The following is a 26,876-nucleotide window of genomic DNA, read 5'->3' on the forward strand; positions in this document are numbered from 1 at the left end:
TATTAACGATTTTGATGGTAATGAGTCACAAATAAATTGATCAGGATTTATTGTTGTTAATATAAAGATGATGTCATAACGCTATATTTCAAGAGTTTCTTACATCTGCTTACAACTATCAGTGCACAACTGTATTTATTTGACCATGATAACCGAGAATGGCTAATTTACCTAGTTTGCTTACATGTCATTACGTTTCGAGGGCGTTATACCTCCGTATCTTGTCAAGAAGTATAAAATAACAAGGTTGTTATAAATCTCTATTTATAAGCTGCTATCGGTTAAAATAAAGGGCAATTCAACAAAGCCAAAATCAACCTATAGAGATGGCATGACGCCATGCCGTAAAAATGCTAAGCTAGCCACATTCCTATCGTTCACTATCAACTGGGTTTGCCATGACCGAGAGTACACAGCTGCACACGCCAGAACAAAAACCGCTACCAGCGCAAAATGATAAAAGTATTTTTAATCTGCCCAACAATCTAACAATTGCGCGTATTTTGATGATTCCGCTATTTGTGGCGATTGCCTATTGGCCACCTGCCCTAGGTATTGGAATGCCCGCGATTTCAGATAACGTCATTGCTCGGGTAGGCATGAGTGAGTTTAGCGACAGTTTACTGCGCCATTTACTGCTTACTGGCGTCTTTATTATCGCCGCAATTACCGATTGGCTTGATGGCTATTTTGCCCGTAAGCTCAATGTAGTATCTGCCTTTGGACGCTTTTTGGACCCTGTTGCCGATAAGCTGATGGTCGCAGCTGCCTTGATTATTTTAGTGCAGTGGCATCCCAATATCATTATGGCAATTGCCGCGATTGTGATTATCTCGCGTGAAATCGCGGTATCGGCGCTACGTGAATGGATGGCTGAGCTCGGTAAAAGTACCAGCGTAGCAGTCTCTTATGTCGGTAAACTCAAAACTACTTTTCAGATGATAGCCATCACTGTTTTATTATTAAACTGGCAATCGCTTGAGATGATAGGCTACGTATTAATGGTTGCCGCTGTGATTTTAACCTTATGGTCGATGCTCATTTACCTAAAAGCCGCGTGGCCTTATTTAAAACAAAGTGGTTAATATAGATTAGAAATGAGTTTAATAAAAAACGCCAGTCGCATCATGTGACTGGCGTTTTTTTATGGAGGCATCTATAACACTCTAATACTTTAGTTTCTCAAAGCATAGCTATAGGGTTTATAAAGAGACTGAAAAAGTTTCGCCCATATCTTCAGCAGTTTTGCCATCTTGTACCGCTGCTGCTGCCATCTTAAACATGTTTACCACTGTACTACCGCTAAGCCAACATTCTGCACCATGAGGCACGACTTTAATCAATTGTACATTTTCATCTTCCTTGCCATGCTCAAAGAAGGCATTGTAAACTGGCGACCATAGCTCATCTAATTTAGCCTTGTCTGTCGGTAATTCAGCGTTAGCACTGATAGATACGAAGTTTTTGTCATCTTGAGTGGCATAAGTGAGACCGATTCTTTTATCATCCTGAATATCCTTGACGACGTCTGAGGATTTATCGCCGATAAACCAAATTTCTTTATTGTCGAGATTGACCTCATTAGTGGTCATCGGCCAAGCATGAATATCGCCTTTTTTATTAGTGGTACTCATCATAGCGAACTTCACATCTTTGATAACATCTTGAATTTTAGCAATATGCTCTGGGTTACTCATGGTGATTATCCTTTTTCATTATAGTGATTGGTTTCTGGTTTCTGGATTATCGTTATTGATTAAGTTTTTACTTCATTAAGTATATTAGTTAGACGGTCAAGGTCTAGATAGGTAAGAGATTAACTCGCCAGCAACTGTGCTACCTAGAATAACGATTACCGCTAGCATATTTATATAGGTTGCCAGTAATGCGATGTGAGTGTTTGTAAGGACTATAAGGATTGAGTAAAAATTGTGACGCTGTGCCGTCAGGCTTACCGCTTTGACAGTGAATTGATACTATTTTCTCAAAGCTTCAGCATAATATTAACGAAGCGATTGGCAATTTATCTTGGTTTTGTCCTGCTTATCACAGGGCTTCTTGTTATAATACGCAGACCATTTACTTTGCATGGCAGAGATGCCTTGATCTTACGGATTATGCCTTTATGATGACCATCGCCGGACAACCGTTTCTTACCGATTTTCAGACGCAGCAACTCATCAGTCAGTTTCAGCAAAAAACCGCGCTAAATGTCAGCCAAATTCATACCCAGCAAGTGTATGTGTTATCACGAGAGCTAGAAGGTGATGAACATAAAAAAGCGCTAGACTTACTTGCTGTCGACAGTAGCACTGTCCTTGCAGCCCCAAAAAGCAATCAGTTACAAGTTATCGTTGGCCCACGCTTTGGCACCATATCGCCATGGGCAAGTAAAGCGACGGACATCTTTAATAACTGTGAAATTGCGATCAATCGTGTTGAGCGCGTTATTGTTTATACGCTAACTGTTGATGGAGAAGCAGGCGAGAAACTGCCAGTAGACGCTGAGCGATTATTGTTTGACCGTATGACCCAAAGCTTGGTTTATGATTTAAATGATGTGAATAAATTGTTTGATGATGAGCAACCAGCATCGCTAAACCACATTGATGTCATCGGACAAGGTCAGTCTGCGCTAGAGTCAGCCAATACTGAGTTTGGCTTTGCGTTATCGAGCGAAGATATCGATTATCTAATGAATGCTTATGTCAATGAGCTAAAGCGTAATCCAACGGACGTTGAGCTGATGATGTTTGCACAGGCAAACTCAGAGCATTGCCGTCATAAAATCTTTAATGCTGAATGGACAGTTGATGGCGCAGTACAGCCAAAGTCACTGTTCCAAATGATTAAGAATACTTATAAAGCCAATCCGCAAGGCATCTTGTCTGCTTATAAAGACAACGCTGCGGTAATGGCAGGTTCTGAAGGGTGGCGTTTTTATCCTGTACCTACTGATGCGATGGATGCCAATTCTGCGCATCCTTACGATTTCCATCAAGAAGAAATCGATATCTTAATGAAAGTCGAAACTCATAACCATCCAACGGCGATTGCCCCTTATGCAGGCGCGGCAACGGGTGCGGGTGGTGAGATTCGTGATGAAGGTGCAACTGGACGTGGCGGTAAGCCAAAAGCAGGTTTAACCGGCTTTCACGTATCACACTTACATATCCCAGAGCTTGCGGAAAAATGGGAGCAGTCAGGTAATGTAAGTACGCAGGATTATGGTACGCCGGATCGTATGGCAACCAGTCTAGAAATTATGACTGAAGCACCATTAGGTTCAGCCAACTTCTCAAATGAGTTTGGTCGTCCAAACCTATGCGGTTATTTCCGTAGTTTCCAATTGGACACGTCTGCGACAAAAGATGGCAGCCAAATGCGCGGCTATCATAAGCCAATCATGCTTGCTGGTGGTTACGGTAATATCAAACGTAATTTGATTGAAAAAAATAGCATTCAACAAGGTGATTTGCTTATCGTCCTTGGTGGTCCAGCCATGCAAATCGGCTTAGGTGGCGGTGCTGCATCTTCGGTTGATAGTGGCTCACTGGATGAAGGCTTGGACTTTGCCTCTGTACAGCGTGATAACGCTGAGATGGAACGTCGTTGCCAAGAAGTCATCGATCGCTGCTGGGCATTAGCGGGCAACGATATTGACGCTAGTAACAACAGTAAAGACGGCAACCCAATCGTCTCATTGCATGACGTTGGCGCAGGTGGTTTATCGAATGCGATGCCAGAACTTGTCAATGACCATGAAATGGGCGCGGTGCTCAATCTACGTAAGATTCCGTCGCTAGAAGCTGGCATGTCGCCAATGGCGATTTGGTCAAACGAAGCACAAGAGCGTTATGTGCTGGCAATTCGTCCAGAAAGTAAAGATCAGTTCGACGCTATATGTGCTCGTGAGCGCTGCCCGTATGCCATCTTAGGGGAAGCTACTGAAGTACGTCAGCTTGTTGTGAATGACGAATTACTGCCTGAGCAACCAGTCGATATGCCAATGCAAGTATTGCTCGGTGGTACACCACAGATGAAGCGTAGCTTTGAGCGTCAAGAGACTACCTTGCCAGCATTAGAGTTAGGCGAAGTCAATCTAGCTGAATCAATCAAAGACGTATTACGTCATCCGACTGTCGCTAGCAAGTCTTTCTTGATTAGCATTGGTGACCGTTCTATCACCGGTATGGTTGTCCGTGATCAGTATGTTGGTCGTTATCAAGTGCCCGTTGCCGATTGTGCTGTTACCGCTTCAGGCTTGATTGCGCTTGATGGTCAGCCAATGAGCGGTGAAGCGATGAGTGTTGGCGAGCGTACGCCTGTTGCACTGATTAATCCAAAAGCGTCTGCGCGTTTAGCGGTTGGTGAAGCAATCACCAATATCGCTGGCGCACGTATTAATCAGCTATCAGATATCACTATGTCAGCAAACTGGATGGCAGCGTGTGGCGATGATGCGGAAGATGCTGCATTGTTTGATGCCGTCTATACTGTTGGTGAAGAGTTATGTCCTGCACTTGGTATCGCTATTCCAGTTGGTAAAGATTCGCTATCAATGCGTGCTAACTGGACAGATAGCAACGAAGACGGCAACACGGATAAGTCTGTCGTCTCACCAATGAGCCTTGTGATTACAGCCTTTGCGCCTGTCGTTGATGTAGCAAAAACGCTTACTCCTGAATTAATCAATGGTGATAGCGCCTTCTACCGTATTGACTTGTCTAAAGGACAGTTACGTCTAGGCGGCTCAATCCTTGCGCAAACGCTTAGCCAAATGGGTAATGACTGCCCAGATTTAGCGCAGCCAAGTGACTTGGTCGACTTCTTTAACTTTATCCAATCGGGTAACCAGAAAGGCGTCATCAGTGCCTATCACGATATCGGTGATGGTGGTCTGCTTGCGACTATCGCTGAGATGCAATTCACTAGCCGTCAAGGTATCAAGCTGTCATTGACTGATGACAACTTACTCGGTCAATTGTTCAGTGAAGAGCTGGGCGCAGTCATCCAAGTATTACCAGAAAACGTCGCCGCATTGATGCAATTGGCAGAAGAATTTAACGTCAGCGAAATGCTTAGCCTTGTCGGTCAAAGCTCGGAAGAAGACAGCTTAATCATCCAAACGCCTTTGCATATGGGTGATGACACTCTACGCTTTAGCCGTAGCGAATTACAGCAAGAATGGAGTCAGGTCAGCTATCAAATCGCTCGCCGCCGTGACAACCCAGCTTGCGTGCAACAAGAGTACGACTTGATTAGCGACGCTAGCCATCAAGGTCTTATCGCTGCACCAAACTTTGATCTCAATCAAAAGGTTGAAGAACCGTATTTAAACAGTCGCGAAAACAAACCAAGAGTCGCCATTCTGCGTGAGCAAGGCGTCAACGGTCAGACAGAAATGGCAGCAGGTTTTACTCAAGCAGGCTTTGAAGCGGTCGATGTCCACATGAGCGATTTGCTCAGCGGTCGCATCAATCTACGTGACTTCGACGGTCTGGTCGCTTGTGGTGGCTTCAGTTATGGTGATGTGTTGGGCGCAGGCTCTGGCTGGGCGAACTCTATCTTGTTCCATGACGAATTGCGTATGCAGTTTGTGCGTTTCTTTGCTCGTCCTGATACCTTCTCACTTGGTGTCTGTAACGGTTGTCAGATGATGGCGCAGTTAAAAGACCTCATCCCAGGCGCAGAAAACTTCCCACGCTTTATTGCCAATAAATCGGCTCGCTTTGAAGCGCGTACGGTCAACGTAAAAGTTGAGCGTACCAAGTCTATCCTGTTCAAAGGTATGCAAGACAGTATCTTACCAATCGCTATCGCTCATGGTGAAGGCTATGCCACCCTTAACGAGACAGAAATCGACGGTATGGCAAAACACGGTCAACTCGCCATGCGCTTCGTCGATAGCCAAGGTCAGTTAACTGAGACTTATCCGCTCAATCCAAACGGTTCGGTCGGTGGTGTCACAGGTCTGTGTAGCACTGACGGTCGCGTCACCATCATGATGCCGCACCCTGAGCGTACGCTACGTGCCTACAATCACAGCTGGAAACCAGAAGCGTGGGATGAGGACGGCGCGTGGATGCGTATGTTCCGTAACGCTCGTGCTTGGATTCGTTAATTAGACAGTTTAAGTTATTGTAGATAATAAAAAAGGTGGGCTTCGGCTCACCTTTTTTGTGTTTGGGATTTGAGTTTTTAAAAAGTAGGGGAGCTAATCCTGCTTTTCGCTACTATCTTGGTCGTTCACTATGAGAAGGGAGTAAGAAATTGTCTGGGAAACACTTTCCCCGACGCAAGAGGAAGTCTATAGTTTTCTTAGGTCCAAAGCGAGAGGCATTGTTAGTTATTCAACACAAAAAATCTTTATGCCAAGTCGTAACTTAAAATAAATGGTTGTTTAATTACTCGTTATCTAAACGCTCTTTACCCTCTGTTTGAGCCTCAGCGATCAACTCATGAATCCTTGCGCTTTCTTTTAGCACACAAGCGTCATACGCAGAGAGCGGCTCGGCTTCCTGCTCTTTTTCTTGCTCCTGTTTGGCTTTTTCTTCTAAATATTTCTGCAGCTCGTCTTGTTCATTTTGCTCGTTGTATTGAGAGTTACTCATGGCTTATGTCTCCTAATATTTTTTATCTATTAATAAAAGTCATCACGACCAGCATACTTCTTATTGAGTGCCTTTAAAATAGCATAAGTTTCTAAATCCAGCTCGCCCGTTGGCTGCTGCGGTCTGAAATGCAATTGAAAGGCATAAACGACATTGCGACTGGCTTTATCCCATTCATCAGTGTTATTGATTTGATAACCGTAATCGCGAAACGCTTGCTTAATCTCAGGTATCGTTGCCGCGGCAAAAGTATCTTGATTCATAAAGAATTGCTTATCAAATTCATCATACCAAGCGCCAATACCATACTCTTTATACAGTCGTTGCCAAGGGAACTTTGCACCGGGGTCAATTTTGCGCGAAGGTGCCATATCCGCATGACCTATGATATTCTTCGGTGAAATTTTATATCTTGCTGCCAAATCTTGCACCAATTGCGCTACTTTTTTAATCTGCAATTCATCAAATTCAACATAGTGCTCGTAAGGATGGTAGTCGAGCGCGCCGTTCTTTAAGGCGTTTCGATATTCATGCTTAATGCCGCTATTGACAATCTCGATGCCGATAGAGGTGTCGTTGAGTATCGTTCTACCTGCAAAGCCGCCCGCGCCAGCATGCCAAGCGCGTTCGCTTTCAGGTACTAAGTTATAAATTTTATTATCGTCATGGTTTAAAATCAGATAGTGGGCGCTGACTTGACCAGTGGTTAATGTCTTTATCGATCTGGCATTATTGCTCACCGTGTAATGCAGGACGATGGATTTAATCCGCTCGCTCTTGCCAGTGGCTTGATGAGTTTCGCTATCAATGACGAAGGGTTCACTGTTCGCTATTTGCGTGTTATTAGTGGTCACACAACCAATTAGGGGCAGCGTTAAGGCACACGCCAATGCTAAAAATATATTTTTTACCATGAAATACTAACCCTTCTCAATCTTCTTCGCCAAAACCTTCTTCCAGCTCTCTTCCAAACACTCAATCGCAAGCCAAGGTTCAATGATTTCTGCTGCAAATTTCTCTTTTGAATTTGATAGCTGCCATAATGTCTCAAGTGTCGCAAAAGGATAGGGGCGCTCAATTAAGTAAACCGGCAAATCAGCGCTAATCATACCGTCACGCACGACCTCAAAATACCAACCAGCGATACCTTGTTTGCTCACCCACGCGGCAATGTTTGGCACTTTAGTAAATTGTCCGATTTGGTCGTTGATTTTATAGCAGGGGCGTCGCGGTTGCATGATACGTAATTGCACACTGTCCTCACCATTCCCATCAATACCTTCATCTTGCCCATATTGAAAAACATCACCTATACACACAGTGGATTCATCCATCTCTGGTAAACCATTGACCGCTTCAGTCGTCAGGTTCTCACCTAGTGTGCCAACGCGTACCTTTAAATCAAACTCAGCGTTAATCTTCTCGTAAGTTGCCGTGGCTAATTGGTGTACCGCCTTTAGTGGACCGCCATGATGGCGTCGGTCGGCTTGTTCGTCGGTGGTGAGACCCATAAAATTGACGGCGACAGGCGCTTTGATGGGCGCTTTATCAATCGCGCTCATCTCTTCACGGGCGAATGGCATGGCTTTGCCAGCACGGACGCAGGTTAGAGTGGCGATATGTAGCGGCAAAGGTTGATTGAAATCAGCGCTATTTTTTTGGCTCGAAGATAATATTTGCTCTATGCTCATGGAATATCCTAATCAATAGGGATTTATTAGGCGAGTGGCTAACTCATTAGTGGTATGAATGATGCGTATTATCTTAGCCTAATCATACAGCTGATTATACGGTTGCAGCATTTTAAAGTTTATCAGCACGTTAAGATTGATGAGTGCTATTTTTTAAACAAAAAAAGACCAGAATAGCTATCTGGTCTTTTTTAAGCAGTGTTGGCAATAAATAAGATTATTTATTTTTATTGCGGCGACCAACGGTTTTCTTTTCACGTGGCACGGCGACCAGCTCAGCCAATTGATCAGGTGATGACCATAGACCTTCTAAGTCATAGAACTCACGCGCCGCTGGCGTCATCATATGCACGACCACCGCGCCCAAATCAATCAAGGTCCAGTCAGAGTCGATACCGCCTTCGCGACCAAGTGGCATAAAGCCCGCTTGCTTTGCTTCAGCGCCGACACTGTCAGCCATCGCGCGCACATGGCGCTTAGAGGTACCGTCAGCGATGACAATAAGTTCCATCACATCTGTTAATTCTGCTACATCCATTACGGTGATGTTCTTAGCTTTCATATCGTCTAGCGCGCTTTCGACTACCGCTAAGCATTCTTTTAAGCGTTCGTCAGTCATAGTGTTGGTCATAAATTGTAATCTCTTGAATCGTCAATATTAAAAATAAAATGGTAAATCGTCACAATGCATTCTCTAACGTGCCCCTTAACATATCGGTAGATAGGCAGACGTTTTTTCGAGACAAAATGCACAAAGTGGGAAAAATTAAAAGTATAAGGCGATTTTAACGGAATTGGGCAGCAGAATATAGCTGATGGGCAATAATATATTGATAAACAGCAGGATTTAGCCATTTAGCGAATGAATTGGGTGCAGTATTGCCTATGATATCATTTATTGGTTGTAAAGATGCAATTTGCATGTCAGCGCTGTGCGTTATATTTAATGATTGAGGTGGTTGCGGCAGTTGTTGATAAAGTTGTTGCTGTAACTGCTGACGTACTTGCGTGCTTGATACCGCTTCCACAGGGCGCGGGTCTATATAAATGTGACCTTGATAAGTGTTTTTCAAGATAGAATTGGCGGTTGAATGTCGGATAGGTGGTACGACAAGTTCTGTAGCTGTATCAACGGTTAAAGGTTGCAGCGGCACGGGCAGTTGAGATTTTAATGGAGTTTGCGAATCAGTCTTAGAGAAATTTTTATTAAACTCAGCATTTTCGTCACGATTAAACACCCATAAATTGACATAATCGGTCAGCGCCAAACCATTTTTCCATTTATCCAAACTACGCGCGCTGTCCATCCCCATGATAAATATCAAACTGTCATTTGGATAGCGCGCGCGTAATGTCTGCACGCTATCGATAGTATAAACGGGCGGTACTTGCCAGAGCTCAAGCTCGTTAATTTGTAACGGTGTCTCTTGCGTTGCCAGCTTTAACATTGCCAATCGATGTTCAGGGTTGGTGCTGTCCTCTTTAAAGGGCGAGCGCGCATTGGGTAATAATGATACCTGTAGCTCGCGCTGTTGCTGCTCAGCTAGTGGCAGTAGACTTTGATAAACGTACATCGCCAGTTGCAGATGACCGTTATGCACAGGATCAAATGAGCCACCCAAGTAAGCACGAATGGCTGGGGTAGTATTGGTTATAGGAAGGTGATTGACAGTATTTGGCATAAATGAGTGAGTGAAAAGATAAATAAGAAGGCAATTATGGTTAATTTATTTTAGACGGACTATAGCATTATTGTAGAGGGCAGTTGGCTTGATATCGTCAAAAGCACTGAAGCGCGATGTAAAAACAGTGCTATATATAACCAATAAAAAACCGACCATCATAATGATAGTCGGTTAAGTATAGAGTAATTACACGTAAATTTTAAAGCAATTAGATTAGGTCGCTATGCGCTTGGATAGCAGTGAGGGCGATGGTATAGATAATATCATCGACCAAAGCACCACGTGATAAGTCATTAACCGGCTTATTCAAGCCCTGCAACATCGGTCCAACACTGACCACATTGGCACTACGTTGTACCGCTTTATAAGTAGTGTTACCAGTATTCAGGTCAGGGAATATAAAGACGTTTGCTTGCCCAGCAACGGGTGAGTCAGGCGCTTTTTGCTTGCCAACACTCATGACCGAAGCCGCATCATACTGCAATGGTCCATCGACTTTTAGATTTGGCGCACGCTCGCGTACAATTTGAGTCGCACGGGTGACTTTTTCGACATCAGCGCCAGTACCTGACGAGCCAGTAGAGTAGCTAATCATTGCCACTTTTGGATCGATACCGAAGGCGGCGGCTGATTGTGCTGATTGAATAGCAATCTCAGCCAATTCTTCTGCATTTGGATCAGGGTTGATGGCGCAGTCACCATAGACGACCACTTGCTCAGGCAGCAGCATAAAAAATACTGACGACACGAGTGAGTACTCCGGCGCTGTTTTGATCAGCTGAAACGCTGGGCGGACGGTATTCGCAGTGGTATGAATCGCACCAGATACCAGACCGTCAACTTCATCCATTTGCAGCATGGTCGTACCCAAATACACCGTATCTTTTAGGTATTCAGCAGCGACTTCAGCATTGGTTTTACCTTTACGGCGTTCGACCACTGCAGCGATATATTTATCCATATCAAGGCTATCAGGATCAATGATTTCAAGCCCTTCTGGCAATACTAAGTCGCGGTTTTTAGCAACTTGTTCGACATCAGCACGCTTAGCAAGCAATACGCAATTGGCGATACCGCGGCTTTGGCAAATACAGGCAGCTTCTACCGTACGTGGCTCAGAGCCTTCTGGTAGTACGATACGTTTTTTAGCATTTTGCGCCTTTTTGACCACTTGATGACGAAATGCTGACGGCGATAAGCGCGGCTCATGATTTTGGCTAAAGTAGGCTTTGATCCAGCTCAAATCCAAATGTGCGGCGACATAACGCGCTACTTCTTCAGCGCGCTCCGTATCATCGCTTGGAATCTCTGCACTCATGTGTAATAAACTCTGTACCGTCTCAAAACTGTCATCTTCGACACTCATCACAGGGATACCAGTTTTGAGGGCAGATTGCCATAGCTCTGCAACCGTTGGGCTTGGTACCACGCCGCCAGTCAACACCAAGCCTGCCAGTGGAATGCCGTTGATGCAGGCAAGTCCCGCTGCCAATAATAAATCATCGCGGTCGCCTGGTACGACGATAAGCGTGCCACGTTTAAACACTTCATCGACACGTGCAACCGAGCGCGCGGTTAAGCTAATGCGATTGATACGGCGCGATTTTGCTTCACCAACGTTGAGCCAAGTGGCGTCAAGTTCAGCGGCGATATCCCATGTACGCGGCACAGATAATGAGTCGCTAAAGGGCACCACACCGATTAAGCGAAATTCCTCGGTATTGAAGTGCGGTGATAGACGCTGGACTTCTTGCATAAAGCCGTCATCCAAGCTCACAAGCGCTTCACCCGGTGCGACTATTTGATTTTCCATGGTGCTTTGTGCATTGGGCAAATCATGCATACGCATCAAGATACAGCCAAGTGTACGGTCGCTGGCCATACCGCCAAATTCGCGGGCATGGACATCAAGCTTATCGGCCAAATAGGCAGGCTTACTGGTATCAGCGGTGCTAACAAAGATGATTCTGGCGTCTAATGCATGAGCAATGGCACGGTTGATTTGTGAGGCATAAGAGGTTTCAGTTGTCGGTACTAAGCCTTCGCAAATGACCACATCGTAGTCATCGCCGAGGGTATGGTAGTTGACAACCACTTCTTCCATCAAGTCATCAAGATTGTCGTCACCGATCATGCGCTCAACCCGTTGACGGCTGATAGATTCTGGCGGCTTAAGCCCAAATGCGTGCATTGCTAATGCGCTTGAGCTGTCCAAGCTGTTTTGTTTATCGAGCGTATCATCTTGCAAAAACGGCTTCATAAAGCCCGCTTTAATACCGTTATAATCAAAAGCACGAATCAAGCCTAACGCTGCTGACGTCACACCAATACCGCGGCTGATAGGTACAAGTAAAATAGTTTGCATAATATATCCTACTGTTTATTATATTTTTAACGAGGTTCTCATCATTGTAGCTATAGAAAATTAAGAGAACCTCTGATATGCGATGATATTAATCTTTATACGTTGCTACCAATCTTACTGTAAACCCAAGGCTTGACGCGTTTCTTGGGCGATACGGCATTCTTCATCGGTCGGCACTACCCACAGCTCAATGCTGCTATCATCGGCTTGGAAATTGCCTTCGCGACCACCGACCAATTTGGCGTTTTTATCGGCATCTACTTTGATACCAAAATGCGGCATCATCTCTAAGATACGCGTACGCGTAGTAACCGAGTTTTCGCCAATACCACCAGTAAATACAATGCCGGTAAAATCAGGTAGGGCACAGCTTAAGCTAGCAAGGTATTTGGCGACACGATAACAGAACATCTCAATGGCAAGCTTGGCGTCTTGATGACCTTCATTAGCTGCTTGCTCAATGGTACGCAAGTCATTTGATAAACCTGAAATACCAAGCAGACCACTTTCGTTATTGAGCATCTTATCAATCTCTTCCAAGCTCATGCCCAGTTGACGCTTGAGATGAATATGTAAGCTTGGGTCAACATCACCGCTGCGCGTACCCATCATGAGACCTTCAAGCGGGGTCAGACCCATACTGGTATCGAGACTTTTACCATCGTAGACAGCCGTGGCAGAGCAACCATTACCTAGATGCGCGGTTAGCCAACCTTGAGGTCCTTTTGCGCTGGTAATTTCGCTGGCGCGTTCTGATACATAAGCGTGCGAGGTACCATGGAAGCCGTAACGGCGGATTTTATGTTCGTCATAAAGGGCTTTTGGCAGCGGATAACGGAAGGCAACCGGCGGCATGGTCTGATGGAAGGCAGTATCAAACACTACTACTTGTGGCATTTCAGGATAAATGGCTTGTACCGCTTCGATACCCAAAGCATTAGCAGGATTATGTAATGGTGCCAGCACTTTTAAGCGTTTCACTTCTTCTAGGACATGCGCATCGACACGTACCGCTTCTGAGTATTCACGACCGCCATGTACCACGCGATGACCGACAGCAATAAAGTGATACTGCTCTAATAGCTCAAGGATTTTTTGTAAGGCAAGTTCGTGACGACCACCAGCAATAGCAATTTCTAACTTTTCACCATTTAACGTCGTGTGCTTGATACGGGCGGTGTCGAGGCCTAAGTTTTCGGCAAGACCTGTGATACGAATAGAATTGTCTTCGCTGATCAGCGCGTATTTGATAGAAGAGGAACCACAGTTGAGGACTAAAGTGGGGTTGATCAGGTTTGATGTTTTGGTATTTTTGTCATCAAAAGTCGTGGTTAGGCTGGCACTCATACTCTATCCTTAGATTATATTTTGTAAGTGGTGCATCGTCATCGATTATCACCGGTTGTATCAACAAAAACCAGCCATATCCTTGCTGGCGCACGCCAAACAGCTGACATACGTAAGCAATGACATCGCTGATTTTCATTACTCTTGGGCTAGGACTGTTTTAAAGAACGTTAAAAGTTTTCATCTATCTGTTTTTAGCAGCCAGTTTTTAGAAATCTGGTCTTGCAAAACTTAGGTTTTTGTACTTTTAAATGTTAATAGGACGCATGCTAGCGCCTCGTCACAGCCACAAGGGTCAAGTATAATGTACCATATTTTTGCGTGTATACCACGATAACTATAAGGTTTTAATTAGCAATCTAATGAGCGCCTAATACAAGTGTACACCGAAGGCCGCGAGTGTTTATCAGTTATAATGAGACAAAAATACGCTCTATAAAAATTGTAAGTAAATTTTTCTGGGTTTATAAGCTGATGCTTTATCAATTCTGTATGACCTATCTATAATACTCATTTAATTATAAACTCAGTCATTTATTTGCATAAATTTATGGGTCAAACAGAGGTCGTAGGCGCACAGCTTTATCGAATAATGCTATGATTAAAAAATTGTCCTACTTTCCCTATTGCAGCCTTAGTTTTTTTCGCTGATAGTTGTTTTTATCGCGTACACACCGTTGCAAGATTACAGGTTATCTATTCTATGTTTATGACACGATGCACCTCAAAAACCGAGCACCCTCAGGTAGTGGTAAGCACCACTCGCCATGCTATGTATAACATAATATTTGGTGCGTCTATCGCCATAGCTTCAGCGGCATTATTGACAGGTTGCGGACAAAAAGGCGACTTGTATCTTGTGGACTCTGGTAAGGCAATAGGCGATAGCACAGCTATCTTGGATAGTGGTAACAACACTCAAGATACAGATGATTTTCAATTGCCTGAACCTAGCAGTGATCCTAACGATTACTAATGGTTGATTATTGCTTATTCACATACAAACGTTAAAGCGATTTTTAGCGTATCCGACATGCTATTTACCTTAATACCTTAATACCTTAATACATTGATTATATTAGAGATGCTTATATGAGTCAGTCAGTCACTACCCAAACTGAGCAGGGATTGTATGTTAATCCTGAAGCCTTAACCGCCCATTTACCCGCGCTAGATTATCGCGACGGTGCGCTATATATGGAGCAGGTCAGTATTGATGAAGTGGTTAAACACTATGGTACGCCTTGTTATGTGTACTCAAAACAAGCCATTTTAGATGTTTATCAATCTTATACCGCTAGCTTTGCCAGTCTAACCCATCAGATCTGTTATGCGGTAAAGGCAAACTCGAATTTGGCGGTACTTGGTATCTTGGCGCAAGCAGGGGCAGGGTTTGATATCGTCTCACGTGGCGAGCTGATGCGGGTATTGGCCGCCGGTGGCGAAGTATCACGTGTCGTATTCTCAGGCGTTGGCAAAACTTATAGCGATATCGAGTATGCGCTGACCCAAGGTATCGGCTGCTTTAACGTTGAGTCGATTAGTGAGCTGACCTTAATCAACGACGTCGCAAAATCACTTGATAAACCTGCGCCAATCTCTCTACGGGTCAACCCTAATGTCGATGCCAAGACGCATCCGTATATCTCAACAGGGTTAAAAGACAATAAATTCGGCATCAGTCATGAAAATGCCGTCGCTGTTTATGAGCAAGCCGCGCAATTATCGCATATCAATATTGTCGGTATTGATTGTCATATTGGTTCGCAATTGACTGAAGTTGCCCCATTTGTCGCGGCATTGGATAAAGTCATTGAGTTGATACATAGCCTGCGTGATAAAGGCATTGCGCTGCGTCATATCGATTTGGGCGGTGGTTTGGGCGTACGTTATATCGATGAGACGCCCGTATCTATCGATGAGTTTGCCCAAGCGTTATTACCAAAACTTAGTGAGCTTGGCTTGACGGTATTCTTTGAGCCGGGTCGCAGTATCGTGGCCAATGCGGGTGTGCTATTAACTAAGGTTGATGTGCTTAAGCCAACTGAGCATAAGAACTTTGCTATTGTCGATGCAGCAATGAACGACTTGATTCGTCCGGCTTTATATCAAGCTGAAATGGCAGTTATTCCAAGTGTTCTACCTAGCAAGGATATTGATACCGATGGTACGCAGTCATGGGATATCGTTGGTGCGATTTGTGAAACAGGTGACTTTTTAGCAAAAGACCGTTTATTATCACTTGCTACCGGTGACATCTTGGCGATAACGGGTGCTGGCGCGTACGGCTTTACCATGAGTAGCAACTACAACTCGCGCGGGCGAGCAAGTGAAGTGATGGTAGCTGACGATCGTCATCAGCTGATTCGTAAACGTGAAACGCTTGAAGCATTATATGCTGATGAAATGTTGTGGCAGGATAAGTAGACCCTAGCAACGTCGCTATGCCAGATTGGTAAAAACTTGAATTCGATGATTAAAAAAGGACCCATTGTGATAATGACAATGGGTTTTTTTGTGGCAGACGATGATTAAAAATAATAGCGCTGACAGATAGATAGAACTTGGCGTTAGATAGCGGTGATAATTATGATTGTATCTGACAGCGTGCTAATATAAGGCATACATAAAAATAGGATAGGATAACAAGGATATGCTAATAGAATTTACAAAGATGCACGGTCTGGGCAATGACTTTATGGTCATCGATTTGGTGACCCAGCGCTTAGAGTTAACCAAGGATTTGGTACAACTATTAGGCGATCGTCATTTGGGCATTGGCTTTGACCAATTGCTCGTTGTTGAGCCGCCGATGCGTCCGGATGTTGATTTTAGTTATCGCATTTTTAATACCGATGGGACAGAGGTTGAGCAGTGTGGTAATGGCGCGCGTTGTTTTGCCCGTTTTGTGCAAGCGCGTAAATTGTCATTTAAACAGCGCCTACGTGTTGAGACGGCGAGCGGTATTATTTCGTTGACGACTGACCGTTATGGCTGGGTCGAAGTCGATATGGGTAAGCCAAAATTTGAGCCAAGTGAGATTCCCTTTACTCCTAGAGCGACGACCAAAATCCAAAACGCCTATCATCTGGATGTCAATGGCACGCCAGTTCAGCTTTATGTTGCTAATATGGGCAATCCGCATGCGGTTATCAAAGTCGACGACGTACTCGATGCTGACGTTGAAACATTAGGGAAAGCCATCGAATCACATCCAGCATTTCCAGAGCGCGTCAATGTCGGTTTTATGCAAGTGATGAATCAGCGTCATATTCGCTTGCGTGTCTATGAGCGCGGTGTCGGTGAGACGCAAGCTTGTGGTACGGGTGCTTGTGCGGCAGTGGCGGTCGGTATCCGTGAAGGTTGGCTTGATGAAGGTGAAGATGTACGCGCGCAACTTTATGGCGGCAGCATGATTATCAAATGGCAGCCAGGTTATTCTGTGATGATGACCGGTCCAACGGCTTTTGTCTATGAAGGCGTCTTTAGCCCAGATGGTCTGATGGCACAAGCGGGCATTAAGCCCACTCCAGAAGGTTAATGGACAATGATAAGCGGTGCAAGTTTGCTGTTAGGTAAATGTTATGGTCATCTCTAAGAAGGCTATGTTCAGTAAAAACCGTCAAACGACAGAGCCTACCTTAGATTCTGAGTCAAAAACGTGGCTATCAGTTGAGCACGCCGCTGCTATAGAATCGGATGCCGCGCTACGTGAATTGTTAGTGCCGGTACATCGTTGGCTAAATACGCTGTCGGTGCGTAACCATTCAGAACATACGCTGGTGGCTTATTTTGCGGGCTTAAATCAATTAGCGCTGTTTTTACGCGGTAAACGCTTGACGTGGACGCGCTGTGATAAGCGCCAATTGGCTCAGCATATCAGCCAGCGCCTCGATGAAGACAAGCTTGCACTTGCCAGCGTCCAGCAAGAGCTGTCCGCTATTCGCCACTTTTATGGTTGGCTGATAGAAGAGGATTTGGCACGTATCAATCCAACCACGGGCTATCAGCTTAAGCGCAGCCCTAGACCGCTGCCGTCTATTGCCGATGTAGATTTGCTTACTCAGCTGCTTGACCAAGAGATTCCTGATACACCCGAGCAGGCGCGCTTATGGTTACGTGATAAGGCGATGTTTGAATTGCTTTATAGCAGTGGCTTACGTGTCGGCGAGCTGGTTGCGCTTGATATGGCAGACATAGATTTGGCTGATTTGCGTGTTCGCGTGACGGGTAAAGGCAATAAAACGCGCTTGGTGCCATTAGGCGTCAAAGCAGCAGAGGCGATTAAGCGTTATCTACCGCACCGAAATCTGTGGGTAGAGCAGATGGATAGCGCCTTATTCATCAGTGAGAAATTAGGCACACGCTTATCAACAAGGGCAGTGCAACAGCGTCTCAAAGTTGCGGCCACTCGTGCGGGTATCGCACAAAATATGTATCCGCATCTATTGCGTCATTGCTTTGCCTCACACATGCTGTCAGGCAGTGGCGACTTACGAGCCGTCCAAGAAATGCTTGGTCACAGCGATATCAGCACCACGCAAATTTATACCCATGTTGATTTTGCTAAATTAACGCAAGTTTATGACCGCGCCCATCCTCGTGCGACTCACGCACCTAAAGATAGCAATCCAACCACTTAATCTCATAAAATGACTTTCTAAAAATGTTTTCTAAAAATTCATCTTGCTAGAAAACTGCCTTATGCCAAACGATGACAGTCAAAAATAGGCATTTTTTGTCGCCCTTGCTGTTGTGCCTGTTTATCTAAGGTTGCCAAAACCAAAGCATAATTTTTATGATCTTTATTAGCAGAATGGTTTAATTCACTATCTTCATAGCTACTCATAACGGTTCCATCATAAGCGGTGATAGCTGCATGCCCCCATGTCTGCCGTGTATGACCATCTTTATAAACGTGCTCACCACCTTGAGCTGCACCAATCACCATACATTGGCTGTCTAAAGCACGTGCGCGTAATAAGAGCGACCAGTGTGCTTGCCCGGTCAAATAAGTAAAGGCTGATGGCGCGCTTAGCAAATCCGCGCCCGCTTGCCGTAAACGCTGTGCCAATGCTGGAAAACGTAAATCAAAGCAAACCATCATACCGAGCTGATAAACAGTTGTACCCATATCTATTGGAGCCACGACTGTTTGCGTACCGGGCTCAAAGGTCGCCGCTTCATTATAACTACCTTGCTTGTCTGCGACGGTCGCAGTAAACAGGTGAATTTTATCGTAGCGCGCAACACGCGTACCATCGGGTGCAAACAGCTGGCTGACTTGGCGCAATCTACCATCGGGTACGATGACGCCATCAGGGCGGTAAGGGCAGGGTAGTGAGCCTGCAAGTACATAGATACCATAAGTACGCGCATAGTCAGCTATCGTTGCTGACAGCGCATCAAAGCGCTCTGCAGTGACAAACTGTCGACCCATGCTACAGCAGTTTTCTGGTAGTACTGCTAGCTGTGCGCCTTGCGCGCGTGCATCGATAATGGCGGCTTTTATATCGGCTAAATTGTCTTCGATATTTTGCTGGCTATTCATTTGCACAGCAGCCACGGTTAGTTGTCCGTTATTTCTTATCTCATTCATAGTATTCTTCCTGATTTTAAGCTGTATTGGTTTTCCCTTTTATCTGCTCTTTTATTCTATTGTTATTCAAGACTCTTATGCATAAGTTTTGCGTTGGTCTTACATTATTAAGCGCTTAGTATCTCTGCAAAGCTATTGATGTTTTTATAATTTGAGCAAGAGTTAAAAAATAGCTTATCTGGACAGGGTATAAATTATCATAGCAACATTGTAGCAAAAAATGCTATCGTCATGACCTGACCGCTTAAAGCCCCTTTTAGTCCGTATAAGCATTAATAATCGCAGGCTTTAACCAGCATAACATATAGAATCTTACCCTGATCGGAGTGTAATAAGTCACCCATGAGTATGTCGTTCGGATTGGCGACCACGCTGAGTACTTCACAAAAACTGACCCCGCAAATGCAGCAAGCTATTAAATTGTTGCAGCTCTCTAGTCTTGAGCTCGCGCAGGAGGTACAGGCGAAGCTCGATAGCAATCCATTGCTTGAACGTATCGAAGAAGACGATGATGAGTACGACAGTAGTAACGATGAGACAGTCAATGAGCTTGGCGAGCCATTAACGCTAGATAGTTGGAATCAACACGCAAGCGTTGATGGACTTACTGGCTCTGCTACTAGCGCCTCGGATGATGGTTATGATTATGCTGACAATAGCAGTGATAAAAATAGCAGTGATGACCACATTAGCGATAGCTTAGATAAGTTACAGCAGGCCAGTTTTGATGATGAAGCGATAGACAACTATGCGCTGGATGGCGAAGACTATAGTGGTTTTGAAAGCAGTAACTATGCGTCTGCTGCGACAAGCGCTGGCAGTCTGTCAAATCATTCAGGTCACGGAAGCGATGAAGACTTTGATAGCTATCAGGGCAGCACCAGCGCGACGATTCAAGACCATGTGCGCTGGCAGCTGAATTTCAAACATCTCTCCGAGACAGATACGCTCATTGCTGAATACTTAATGGACTCTATGGATGATATGGGCTTTGTGCGCCTTGATATCGATGAGTTGTTACAGAGCTTTGATACCATGGCAAGCTTTTATCAATGGGATGAGCGCGTTGAGCATGATGAGATCATGGCGGTACTGCATATCATCCAATCTTGTGACCCGCTTGGCGTTGGCGCGCGCAATCTCAATGAGTGCTTAGCGCTGCAATTGTCCAAGCTTGATACGAATAAAAGGTACCTTAAAGAAGCACAAGCACTTCTCTCAGCAAGTGAACATCTGGTCAGTAATAATATCAAAGCCTTGACTGAGCTGACAGGACTCGCGCCTGAACAGATTACCCCTGCGCTTAACCTGCTACGTACTTTAAACCCATCACCCGGTTTATTATTTCAAAGCCGCCAGCCTGATTATATGCAGCCATCAGCAAGCTATGATATTCCTGATGTATTGGTTACGCCTCTTCGCCGCCACAATACCGATAATAGCAATAGAGGTGATATTACTGCCCAAGTAGATGGCTGGCAGGTGCGCCTTAATCCTGAAACCTTGCCCAAGCTGCGGGTCAATCAAGAATATGCCAGTTTAGTCAAACGCGGCGATGACAGCCCTGACAATCAGTATCTGCGTGAAAACCTCACTGACGCGCGCTTGTTTATTCGTAGTATAGAAGAGCGTAATCAAAATCTGTTAAAAGTAGCGACCAGTATCGTGCGCCATCAACAAGAGTTTTTGCAATATGGCGCAACTGCCATGCAACCCCTTATCCTAAAAGCCATTGCCGAAGAGGTGGATTTACACGAATCTACCGTTTCACGCCTGACCACTAGCAAGAGCATCTTGACCCCACAAGGATTGTTTTCCCTCAAGCACTTCTTCTCATCTCACGTCAGTAGTAGCGACGGTGATATCTCCTCAACCGCCATCAGCGCCATGATTAAACAGCTCATCGTTGATGAAGACCCCAAAAAGCCCTTATCTGACAGTCGCATAAAAGATTTTTTATTGGCAGAAGGTATCGATATTGCCAGACGAACGGTGGCCAAATACCGTGAAGCCATGAATATTGGCTCGTCTACCCAGCGCAAACAAAAGTATTAAATGTTGCGATTCAATGGCTTATAAGCACATTGCTGCTGTCATCAGTATACTTCAGTGTAAATATAAAAAATAAAATTTTTTGATTATATAGAAACATGCAGGAAACATCAGTTTTTATTACATTTGGTTACATTTTAATGTCTTGCTACTATTCGCTTTTCATGACAAATTAGAGTCATACCAATAACGAGAACCAAGTATCGATTTGGCTTATTTGTATAAATTATCAATCTGAAATATGATAAAAATGCGTTTATATTTGACTAAAGGAGTAGAGGAATAAAGACGCTATTGATTAAAAAAGCTAAGTGCTAAATCATATTAAATATGCTTATTAAATATAAAAGATACTAGGTTAGTTATTGGTAAGGCAGGGTGATAAAAGCATAAGTGCTGGCTCATCTGTTGATTATAAGTAGCAATATAAGCAATAATAAAAGGACAATAATATGAATGTTTCTATCAGTGGTCACCATATCAGTATTACCGATGCCATGGAAAAAGCAGTCCGCGAAAAACTTGAAAAAGTAGAGCGTCACTTTGATCAGATTCAGAGTATTCAAGTTATTTTATCGCTAGATAACAGTGGGGCTAAAAAGAGCCATAAGGCTGAAGCTATCATGCGAGTCTCGGGTAAAGAGATGTTTGTCCAAGCACTTGATGATGATATGTATAAAGCCATAAATGAGATGGCAGACAAACTTGATAGACAAGTGCGCAAGTATAAAACAAAAATGGAGAGTAAAAAGACACAAGGTGCAGGGCGTGATGGACGCTATGAAGATTTAACCGATGTAGAGGTAGCGCCTGCGGTTTGATTGCTGCATGGTTTAAGTGCCACACGGTTTAATAGCAATGTTTAGCTTGCATATCAGGTTAAATTTTCTATCACATAAGCTTTACTATCACTACCATTGATAAATCTTAGCTAATAAATAAATAGTATAAATAGCAGGATTGTTGATGATAAATGACAAGACGCTTTAGTGACTGAAATGACATGAAAAGCTAAGCAAAAAAAAGACCTCTAACGCATCGTCGTTGAGGTCTTTTTTATTGTCTTCTTTATTTTATTGTCTTCTTTAAACGGTATGGTTTATAAATCCTAGCCGCCGCCAACCGCTTGTACAACTTCGATATTCATACCTTCAACGATACGCAGTTTATCAAGCTCGCTTTTTGGTATCAGCTCGCCATCAACTTCAACGGCATAGCGTCCACTACTAAGCCCCAACTCGTTGACGACCAATTGTACCGTTTGATGGGTGGTCTGCAGTTTTTTACCGTTTACATTAATATTACTCATAGTATGTGCTCCCTAATGACTTGAGATTCCTTTTTATCAATTTATCTTTAATGTCTATTTATCTGTAACTAAAGTTTTATAGATGACGGCTAGCTGTGTCATTCATTTGAAATGAATGATTGAGCATTTTGATTATTTAAACCAAAGTAGCTATTAAATACCGGCGTGATTTAAACGAGACGTCGTTACTGCAAGCCATAACCAACCTGCAATCATCAATACACCGCCAATAGGAGTAATCGCCCCAAACCAGCGCGGCGCACCAAGCGTCATCGCATATAAACTACCAGCAAAGATAAGCGCGCCGACCTGCAACAGCCAAGCCGTGGTTTGAGTCGCATAATTCAACCGAACAAGGATTCCCACCAGTAATAATCCAAGGCCATGTATAAACCAGTATAAGGTTGCTGTTTGCCACCATTCAAGCTGCTGGGGACTGACGATAGCTTTAAGACCATGAGCACCAAAGGCGCCCAAAGCCACGGCCATAGCCATATTAATCGCCGCAATACTTATCCAATTTAGCATGGTAAAACTCGTGTTAAAAATAGGGCTTTAATAATGGTTCTTTTGATCTAATAAGAAACTTTATCTGACAAATGGCTTACTGAATATCATCAGGTAATATCACGCTGTCAATGGTCATGGCCTCACGGATTTTATCCATAGCGTTTTTCTCGATTTGGCGCACACGTTCTGCCGAGATAGAGTAGACCGCTGCTAGCTCATGCAAGGTTGATTTTTGCTCAGAGAGCCAGCGCTGCTCAACGATATCGCGTGAACGATCATCTAAGGTATCCATCGCCGCGAGTAAGGCAGATGAATTGTTTTCTTCCCAGTCAGATTCTTCAACCATTTCAGCTGGATCGATACCGTCCTCTAAGAACAGCTGTGGCGCATAGCGTCCATCGTCATCATCGCTTGACTGCGCTTCAAATGACGCATCATACGATGTCAGACGCGACTCCATTTCAAGCACTTGCTTGCGTGTCACATTTAAGTCATTGGCAATAGCATCAGCTTCTTCAAGAGTTAGCTGGTTGTTGGTCTTTTTAAGACTACGTAAGTTAAAGAACAATTTACGGTGCGCTTTGGTAGTGGCAACTTTGACAATACGCCAGTTACGAATGACAAATTCGTGAATTTCCGCTTTAATCCAATGCACGGCAAACGATACTAAACGTACGCCTTTATTAGGGTCAAAGCGTTTAACCGCTTTCATTAAGCCTAAATTGCCTTCTTGGATTAAATCGGCTTGCGGCAGACCATAGCCTGAGTAGCTACGCGCAATATGAATAACAAAACGCAGATGCGACATAACAAGCAGGCGCGCCGCTTCGACATCGCCTTCATCATAATAGCGATGTGCAAGCTCTTGCTCTTGGGTCGGTGTCAAAATTGGTATTTGGTGCACGGTATTAATATAAGCACCCAAATTTACCCCAGGCGCAGATAAATGCGTTGGCATTGCAGGGACCAAATCGCGAGTGCTGGTATCGCCAAGCGCGCTGGCGTCATAAGGCGGACGCGCAGCTGCAGCTTTCAGCGCCGCATCACGTGCTTCGTTTTTTTCAGGCGCTGCGCTGTCTTTTTTACGGGAATTTGCAGCGTTAGTAGAGGTATTAGCCATATTTTTGACCTTGGTTAAATAGATAAGCAATGAGTCAGATAAAAATCTTTATAGTTGTAATTGTAAAGGATAGCGCCGCTTAGTTGCTATCAGTTTTGGTAATGATGAAGTGATATATTGTATCAACAGAATATTTGGATTGTGTCGCTGTAGCTTCTTCGCTACTTGCTGCTGTTGCCTGATTAACAACCAGTAATAATGGGTTTACGGTATCCGTTTTCTGGTTCTGCTCACAAAACGCAGTGATATCGGCTTGTGAGTTTGGGTCGGTTGCCACTACATATAGCGACTCACCTGCGGCTACATGACGCAGCGCTACTTTGGTTTTTAATAGAGGCATTGGACAGGCAAGACCGCGCCCGTCTACCATATCTTTAATAATAATCGTCTCGTGCGTCAGCTCTGCGCTAGCACTTGTTTTACAGTTATCGGTTGAACTAAAAGTGTCTGCGGGCAATAATTTCAACAGTTGTCTTATCGGTTGCTGTTTTGCTTCAGGCAAGGTATCTAATACAGTTTCTGACAAATGCATGGCATGCGAGCCTCTTACAATGATGGATTGGTTATTAGCAGACATAAAATAAACCTTTAAAGTATCAGTGTTTGAGAGTGCTTGGCTTGGTATAGTATTGCTCAGAAGCCTTTATCATTGCCCACCATTATAGCAAATCGCCACTATGTAATTGCAGTTGAATATAGTCATCATAACGTTTGGCTAATCAGAACACCTTATAAGGATTAAGCAAGAGATTTATGCTTGTAACTTAGACTCATTCTTTAAATTCGGACTATAAATTTATACCGTCTAGATTTACATAACTATGTTGCACAATCGTGACGCACGGCAGCGTGATTGGTAGTCAGAAGCAGACGACAATTGACCTTAGATAAACAAGCTCGTATAGTCGAAAATACGTTATGATTACTCGTATAGGATACGCACTTGTATTATTCTCATAGACCATCGCTGATTAAAAAATCGCTGCTTGAGAAACCAGTAAAGACATTAGCAGAAGGCGCATTTGCGCTAAAGTTAGGTATGTCTGCTACCTTATTGGCGCTGGCAACCACGGCCAACAGCATCAGCACGCAAGCTGCGCCATTTGCTTACGATTCGTGGCAGTCTACCAATGTAGACGAGTTAGATTTGCCCAGTTTGCGTGGACAAGGATTAAGCTTCGCTGAACAATATCAAAACAAATTGCTTGGCGAATGGTCATTAAGAAACATCAATGGTCGTACTAAGATGGAGCATGATCCTTGGATACACGAAACAGTTAAGGACATCACATGGCGGCTAAATGCTCAAGCTCGACAACAAGCGCCACTCGGCTTGGTTATTATTGATAACCCTAGTATCAATGCTTTTGCAGCGCCAGGCGGAGTTATTGGGTTGAATACAGGTACGATACTGGCTGCAAGCAGTATGGATGAGCTTGCCAGCGTCATCGCGCATGAAGTAGCACATATTAGCCAAAACCATTATGAGAGCGGGGCGGATGAGCGCAAAAAAGCCTTGCTGATGCAGATAGGCGGTATGCTTGCGGCGATTGCAGCGTCAGCCGTCGATGGTGATGCAGCAGCAGCAGTCATGATGGGCAGCCAAACAGCTACGATGAACAGCAGCATGGCCTTTAGCCGTAACAATGAGCGTGAAGCTGACCGCGTTGGTATGCAAATCATGAACCAAGCTGGTTATGATCCACGCGCTATGCCACGCTTTTTTGCCACGATGAATCAACAAAGCCAATTGAACCAAACTGCCAATCAATTCTTACCCAGTTTTGTACGCTCGCATCCTTTGAGTAATGAGCGGTTAAGTGAGTCGCAAAGTCGCGCTCAACGTTATGATTTGTTGCCTTTATCCAAGCAGCAGCGCCATCAAGCGTTGTTTGATGTGCTGTATTGGCGTGTGCAAAGTACCGGTAAGCATGTCTCTGAAACCGCATTGACGACCGCTGCTAAAAATAGCGTTGGCGCAAAATTGGCGCTGATGTATTGGTATGGCGAGCAACAGCGTTTTAAAGAAGCTAACGAGCTATATACTGAGCTGTCAGCATTGCCCGCGCCGCAGCGCCAAGTATTAGAGCCTTTATTGTCTATTACTCAAAGCCAAATCCTCACTGAGCAGAATAAATGGCAACAAGCCGCTGAACTGTTAGAGAGTCAGCAACGCCTATATCCTGAACGCCGTGACCTGCGTCTTTATTTGGCTGAAGCACTGACCAATAGCAATCAGCCAACCAAAGCGCAAGCATTGCTTAAGCCATTGACTGAGCAGCAGCCAAGCGATCGTTATGCATGGCAAAGCTTGCAGTTGGCCAATGAGAAAATTGCCAAAACCACCGATTCGGCGCCGCTTGCGAAAATCGCCACCATTAATGCGCTGCGTTATCGCAGTCATGACCAGCTCTGGAGTGGCCGCTATGACCGCGCGCTGACCTCGTTGACACAAGCCAAGCAATTGACTGAGCAAATGCAAAAGACGGCTCAAGCGAGTAGTGCTCGACCGTTACTTGCCAATATCAATGCCGAAATCAAAGCCGTAAAAACCGCCAAAGACTTTAAGCCTTAGGCGGTTGTT

Annotated in this window: 22 protein-coding genes; 9 read left to right on the plus strand and 13 right to left on the minus strand. The window is 44.4% G+C overall.

From position 1 onward, the window contains the following. The first annotated feature begins 398 nt into the window (after nucleotides 1-398). Nucleotides 399-1,085 carry a CDP-diacylglycerol--glycerol-3-phosphate 3-phosphatidyltransferase gene (gene pgsA / locus FHS24_RS05775; RefSeq protein ID WP_183619641.1) on the plus strand — a complete coding sequence of 229 codons (687 nt, stop codon included), beginning with the start codon at nucleotides 399-401 and terminating at the stop codon, nucleotides 1,083-1,085. 117 nt (nucleotides 1,086-1,202) lie between these two features. On the opposite strand, the gene FHS24_RS05780 is transcribed toward pgsA, so the two are convergent. Further along, on the minus strand, nucleotides 1,203-1,697 hold the full coding sequence (locus FHS24_RS05780) for a pyridoxamine 5'-phosphate oxidase family protein (protein WP_183619643.1): 495 nt from the start codon (nucleotides 1,695-1,697) through the stop codon (nucleotides 1,203-1,205). A gap of 428 nt (nucleotides 1,698-2,125) precedes the next feature. Between FHS24_RS05780 and purL the strand changes: the two genes are divergently transcribed. Next, complete coding sequence (gene purL, locus FHS24_RS05785; RefSeq protein ID WP_183619645.1) at nucleotides 2,126-6,124, plus strand: phosphoribosylformylglycinamidine synthase; 3,999 nt, start codon at nucleotides 2,126-2,128, stop codon at nucleotides 6,122-6,124. A 283-nt stretch (nucleotides 6,125-6,407) separates the two neighbouring features. Here the strand turns inward: purL and FHS24_RS05790 are convergent, their stop codons facing one another. From FHS24_RS05790 to FHS24_RS05820, 7 genes are all read right to left on the minus strand, one after another. Continuing rightward, nucleotides 6,408-6,614, minus strand: coding sequence for a hypothetical protein (locus FHS24_RS05790; protein ID WP_183619647.1), 207 nt, complete (start codon nucleotides 6,612-6,614; stop codon nucleotides 6,408-6,410). A gap of 29 nt (nucleotides 6,615-6,643) precedes the next feature. Further along, complete coding sequence (locus FHS24_RS05795) at nucleotides 6,644-7,528, minus strand: N-acetylmuramoyl-L-alanine amidase (protein WP_183619649.1); 885 nt, start codon at nucleotides 7,526-7,528, stop codon at nucleotides 6,644-6,646. 6 nt (nucleotides 7,529-7,534) lie between these two features. Further along, nucleotides 7,535-8,305: an MOSC domain-containing protein gene (locus FHS24_RS05800; RefSeq protein WP_183619651.1), complete on the minus strand. Its 771-nt coding sequence runs from the start codon at nucleotides 8,303-8,305 to the stop codon at nucleotides 7,535-7,537. Nucleotides 8,306-8,522: 217 nt separating this feature from the next. Beyond that, nucleotides 8,523-8,936, minus strand: a complete 414-nt coding sequence (rsfS, locus tag FHS24_RS05805) for a ribosome silencing factor (RefSeq protein ID WP_183619659.1) — start codon at nucleotides 8,934-8,936, stop codon at nucleotides 8,523-8,525. 154 nt (nucleotides 8,937-9,090) lie between these two features. Beyond that, nucleotides 9,091-9,987, minus strand: coding sequence for a nicotinate-nicotinamide nucleotide adenylyltransferase (locus tag FHS24_RS05810; RefSeq protein ID WP_183619661.1), 897 nt, complete (start codon nucleotides 9,985-9,987; stop codon nucleotides 9,091-9,093). A gap of 211 nt (nucleotides 9,988-10,198) precedes the next feature. Beyond that, nucleotides 10,199-12,355: a phosphate acetyltransferase gene (gene pta / locus FHS24_RS05815; RefSeq protein WP_183619662.1), complete on the minus strand. Its 2,157-nt coding sequence runs from the start codon at nucleotides 12,353-12,355 to the stop codon at nucleotides 10,199-10,201. A gap of 114 nt (nucleotides 12,356-12,469) precedes the next feature. Continuing rightward, entirely contained in the window at nucleotides 12,470-13,702 is a 1,233-nt protein-coding gene (locus FHS24_RS05820; protein ID WP_183619664.1) for an acetate/propionate family kinase, read from the minus strand. 703 nt (nucleotides 13,703-14,405) lie between these two features. On the opposite strand from FHS24_RS05820, the gene lptM reads away from it, so the two are divergent. From lptM to FHS24_RS05840, 4 genes are all read left to right on the plus strand, one after another. Next, nucleotides 14,406-14,678, plus strand: a complete 273-nt coding sequence (lptM, locus tag FHS24_RS05825; RefSeq protein WP_183619666.1) for an LPS translocon maturation chaperone LptM — start codon at nucleotides 14,406-14,408, stop codon at nucleotides 14,676-14,678. Between the two features lie 116 nt (nucleotides 14,679-14,794). Next, the gene (lysA, locus tag FHS24_RS05830; protein ID WP_183619668.1) at nucleotides 14,795-16,129 is read left to right on the plus strand and encodes a diaminopimelate decarboxylase; all 1,335 of its coding nucleotides are present in this window, start codon (nucleotides 14,795-14,797) and stop codon (nucleotides 16,127-16,129) included. 226 nt (nucleotides 16,130-16,355) lie between these two features. Continuing rightward, nucleotides 16,356-17,243, plus strand: coding sequence for a diaminopimelate epimerase (gene dapF, locus FHS24_RS05835; RefSeq protein ID WP_183619670.1), 888 nt, complete (start codon nucleotides 16,356-16,358; stop codon nucleotides 17,241-17,243). Nucleotides 17,244-17,307: 64 nt separating this feature from the next. Then, the gene (locus FHS24_RS05840; RefSeq protein ID WP_183620073.1) at nucleotides 17,308-18,345 is read left to right on the plus strand and encodes a tyrosine recombinase XerC; all 1,038 of its coding nucleotides are present in this window, start codon (nucleotides 17,308-17,310) and stop codon (nucleotides 18,343-18,345) included. A 59-nt stretch (nucleotides 18,346-18,404) separates the two neighbouring features. Here the strand turns inward: FHS24_RS05840 and FHS24_RS05845 are convergent, their stop codons facing one another. Continuing rightward, nucleotides 18,405-19,301, minus strand: a complete 897-nt coding sequence (locus FHS24_RS05845) for a nitrilase-related carbon-nitrogen hydrolase (protein WP_183619672.1) — start codon at nucleotides 19,299-19,301, stop codon at nucleotides 18,405-18,407. Nucleotides 19,302-19,643: 342 nt separating this feature from the next. On the opposite strand from FHS24_RS05845, the gene rpoN reads away from it, so the two are divergent. Both rpoN and hpf read left to right on the plus strand, forming a co-directional pair. Next, complete coding sequence (gene rpoN / locus FHS24_RS05850) at nucleotides 19,644-21,356, plus strand: RNA polymerase factor sigma-54 (protein WP_183619674.1); 1,713 nt, start codon at nucleotides 19,644-19,646, stop codon at nucleotides 21,354-21,356. Nucleotides 21,357-21,805: 449 nt separating this feature from the next. Continuing rightward, nucleotides 21,806-22,174, plus strand: coding sequence for a ribosome hibernation-promoting factor, HPF/YfiA family (gene hpf, locus FHS24_RS05855; RefSeq protein ID WP_183619676.1), 369 nt, complete (start codon nucleotides 21,806-21,808; stop codon nucleotides 22,172-22,174). Between the two features lie 287 nt (nucleotides 22,175-22,461). Here hpf and thiS read toward each other — a convergent pair whose 3' ends face one another. The 4 genes from thiS to FHS24_RS05875 form a co-directional block, all read right to left on the minus strand. After that, on the minus strand, nucleotides 22,462-22,662 hold the full coding sequence (thiS, locus tag FHS24_RS05860) for a sulfur carrier protein ThiS (RefSeq protein WP_183619678.1): 201 nt from the start codon (nucleotides 22,660-22,662) through the stop codon (nucleotides 22,462-22,464). 153 nt (nucleotides 22,663-22,815) lie between these two features. Further along, nucleotides 22,816-23,190 (minus strand): DUF423 domain-containing protein, encoded by a 375-nt coding sequence (locus FHS24_RS05865; RefSeq protein ID WP_183619680.1) that lies wholly within the window; start codon nucleotides 23,188-23,190, stop codon nucleotides 22,816-22,818. Nucleotides 23,191-23,266: 76 nt separating this feature from the next. Beyond that, the gene (gene rpoH / locus FHS24_RS05870; RefSeq protein ID WP_201545792.1) at nucleotides 23,267-24,130 is read right to left on the minus strand and encodes an RNA polymerase sigma factor RpoH; all 864 of its coding nucleotides are present in this window, start codon (nucleotides 24,128-24,130) and stop codon (nucleotides 23,267-23,269) included. Between the two features lie 241 nt (nucleotides 24,131-24,371). Then, nucleotides 24,372-24,869 carry a sulfurtransferase TusA family protein gene (locus FHS24_RS05875; RefSeq protein WP_183619682.1) on the minus strand — a complete coding sequence of 166 codons (498 nt, stop codon included), beginning with the start codon at nucleotides 24,867-24,869 and terminating at the stop codon, nucleotides 24,372-24,374. A 366-nt stretch (nucleotides 24,870-25,235) separates the two neighbouring features. Here FHS24_RS05875 and FHS24_RS05880 point away from each other — a divergent pair, with 366 nt between their 5' ends. Then, the gene (locus FHS24_RS05880; RefSeq protein WP_227671678.1) at nucleotides 25,236-26,867 is read left to right on the plus strand and encodes a M48 family metallopeptidase; all 1,632 of its coding nucleotides are present in this window, start codon (nucleotides 25,236-25,238) and stop codon (nucleotides 26,865-26,867) included. Nucleotides 26,868-26,876: the final 9 nt, after the last annotated feature.

The sequence above is a fragment of the Psychrobacter luti genome (assembly GCF_014192115.1).
Taxonomy (GTDB): Bacteria; Pseudomonadota; Gammaproteobacteria; order Pseudomonadales; family Moraxellaceae; genus Psychrobacter; species Psychrobacter luti.

Bases quoted from the DNA above. Each gene is read 5' to 3' on its own strand.
- lysA (WP_183619668.1), top strand. From the start codon at position 14,795: ATGAGTCAGTCAGTCACTACCCAAACTGAGCAGGGATTGTATGTTAAT.
- pgsA (WP_183619641.1), top strand. From the start codon at position 399: ATGACCGAGAGTACACAGCTGCACACGCCAGAACAAAAACCGCTACCA.
- FHS24_RS05845 (WP_183619672.1), bottom strand. From the start codon at position 19,301: ATGAATGAGATAAGAAATAACGGACAACTAACCGTGGCTGCTGTGCAA.
- FHS24_RS05780 (WP_183619643.1), bottom strand. From the start codon at position 1,697: ATGAGTAACCCAGAGCATATTGCTAAAATTCAAGATGTTATCAAAGAT.
- FHS24_RS05840 (WP_183620073.1), top strand. From the start codon at position 17,308: ATGTTCAGTAAAAACCGTCAAACGACAGAGCCTACCTTAGATTCTGAG.
- FHS24_RS05875 (WP_183619682.1), bottom strand. From the start codon at position 24,869: ATGTCTGCTAATAACCAATCCATCATTGTAAGAGGCTCGCATGCCATG.
- rpoH (WP_201545792.1), bottom strand. From the start codon at position 24,130: ATGCCAACGCATTTATCTGCGCCTGGGGTAAATTTGGGTGCTTATATT.
- FHS24_RS05800 (WP_183619651.1), bottom strand. From the start codon at position 8,305: ATGAGCATAGAGCAAATATTATCTTCGAGCCAAAAAAATAGCGCTGAT.
- lptM (WP_183619666.1), top strand. From the start codon at position 14,406: ATGTTTATGACACGATGCACCTCAAAAACCGAGCACCCTCAGGTAGTG.
- thiS (WP_183619678.1), bottom strand. From the start codon at position 22,662: ATGAGTAATATTAATGTAAACGGTAAAAAACTGCAGACCACCCATCAA.
- FHS24_RS05795 (WP_183619649.1), bottom strand. From the start codon at position 7,528: ATGGTAAAAAATATATTTTTAGCATTGGCGTGTGCCTTAACGCTGCCC.
- FHS24_RS05790 (WP_183619647.1), bottom strand. From the start codon at position 6,614: ATGAGTAACTCTCAATACAACGAGCAAAATGAACAAGACGAGCTGCAG.
- dapF (WP_183619670.1), top strand. From the start codon at position 16,356: ATGCTAATAGAATTTACAAAGATGCACGGTCTGGGCAATGACTTTATG.
- rsfS (WP_183619659.1), bottom strand. From the start codon at position 8,936: ATGACCAACACTATGACTGACGAACGCTTAAAAGAATGCTTAGCGGTA.
- purL (WP_183619645.1), top strand. From the start codon at position 2,126: ATGATGACCATCGCCGGACAACCGTTTCTTACCGATTTTCAGACGCAG.
- FHS24_RS05810 (WP_183619661.1), bottom strand. From the start codon at position 9,987: ATGCCAAATACTGTCAATCACCTTCCTATAACCAATACTACCCCAGCC.
- rpoN (WP_183619674.1), top strand. From the start codon at position 19,644: ATGAGTATGTCGTTCGGATTGGCGACCACGCTGAGTACTTCACAAAAA.
- pta (WP_183619662.1), bottom strand. From the start codon at position 12,355: ATGCAAACTATTTTACTTGTACCTATCAGCCGCGGTATTGGTGTGACG.
- FHS24_RS05865 (WP_183619680.1), bottom strand. From the start codon at position 23,190: ATGCTAAATTGGATAAGTATTGCGGCGATTAATATGGCTATGGCCGTG.
- FHS24_RS05820 (WP_183619664.1), bottom strand. From the start codon at position 13,702: ATGAGTGCCAGCCTAACCACGACTTTTGATGACAAAAATACCAAAACA.
- hpf (WP_183619676.1), top strand. From the start codon at position 21,806: ATGAATGTTTCTATCAGTGGTCACCATATCAGTATTACCGATGCCATG.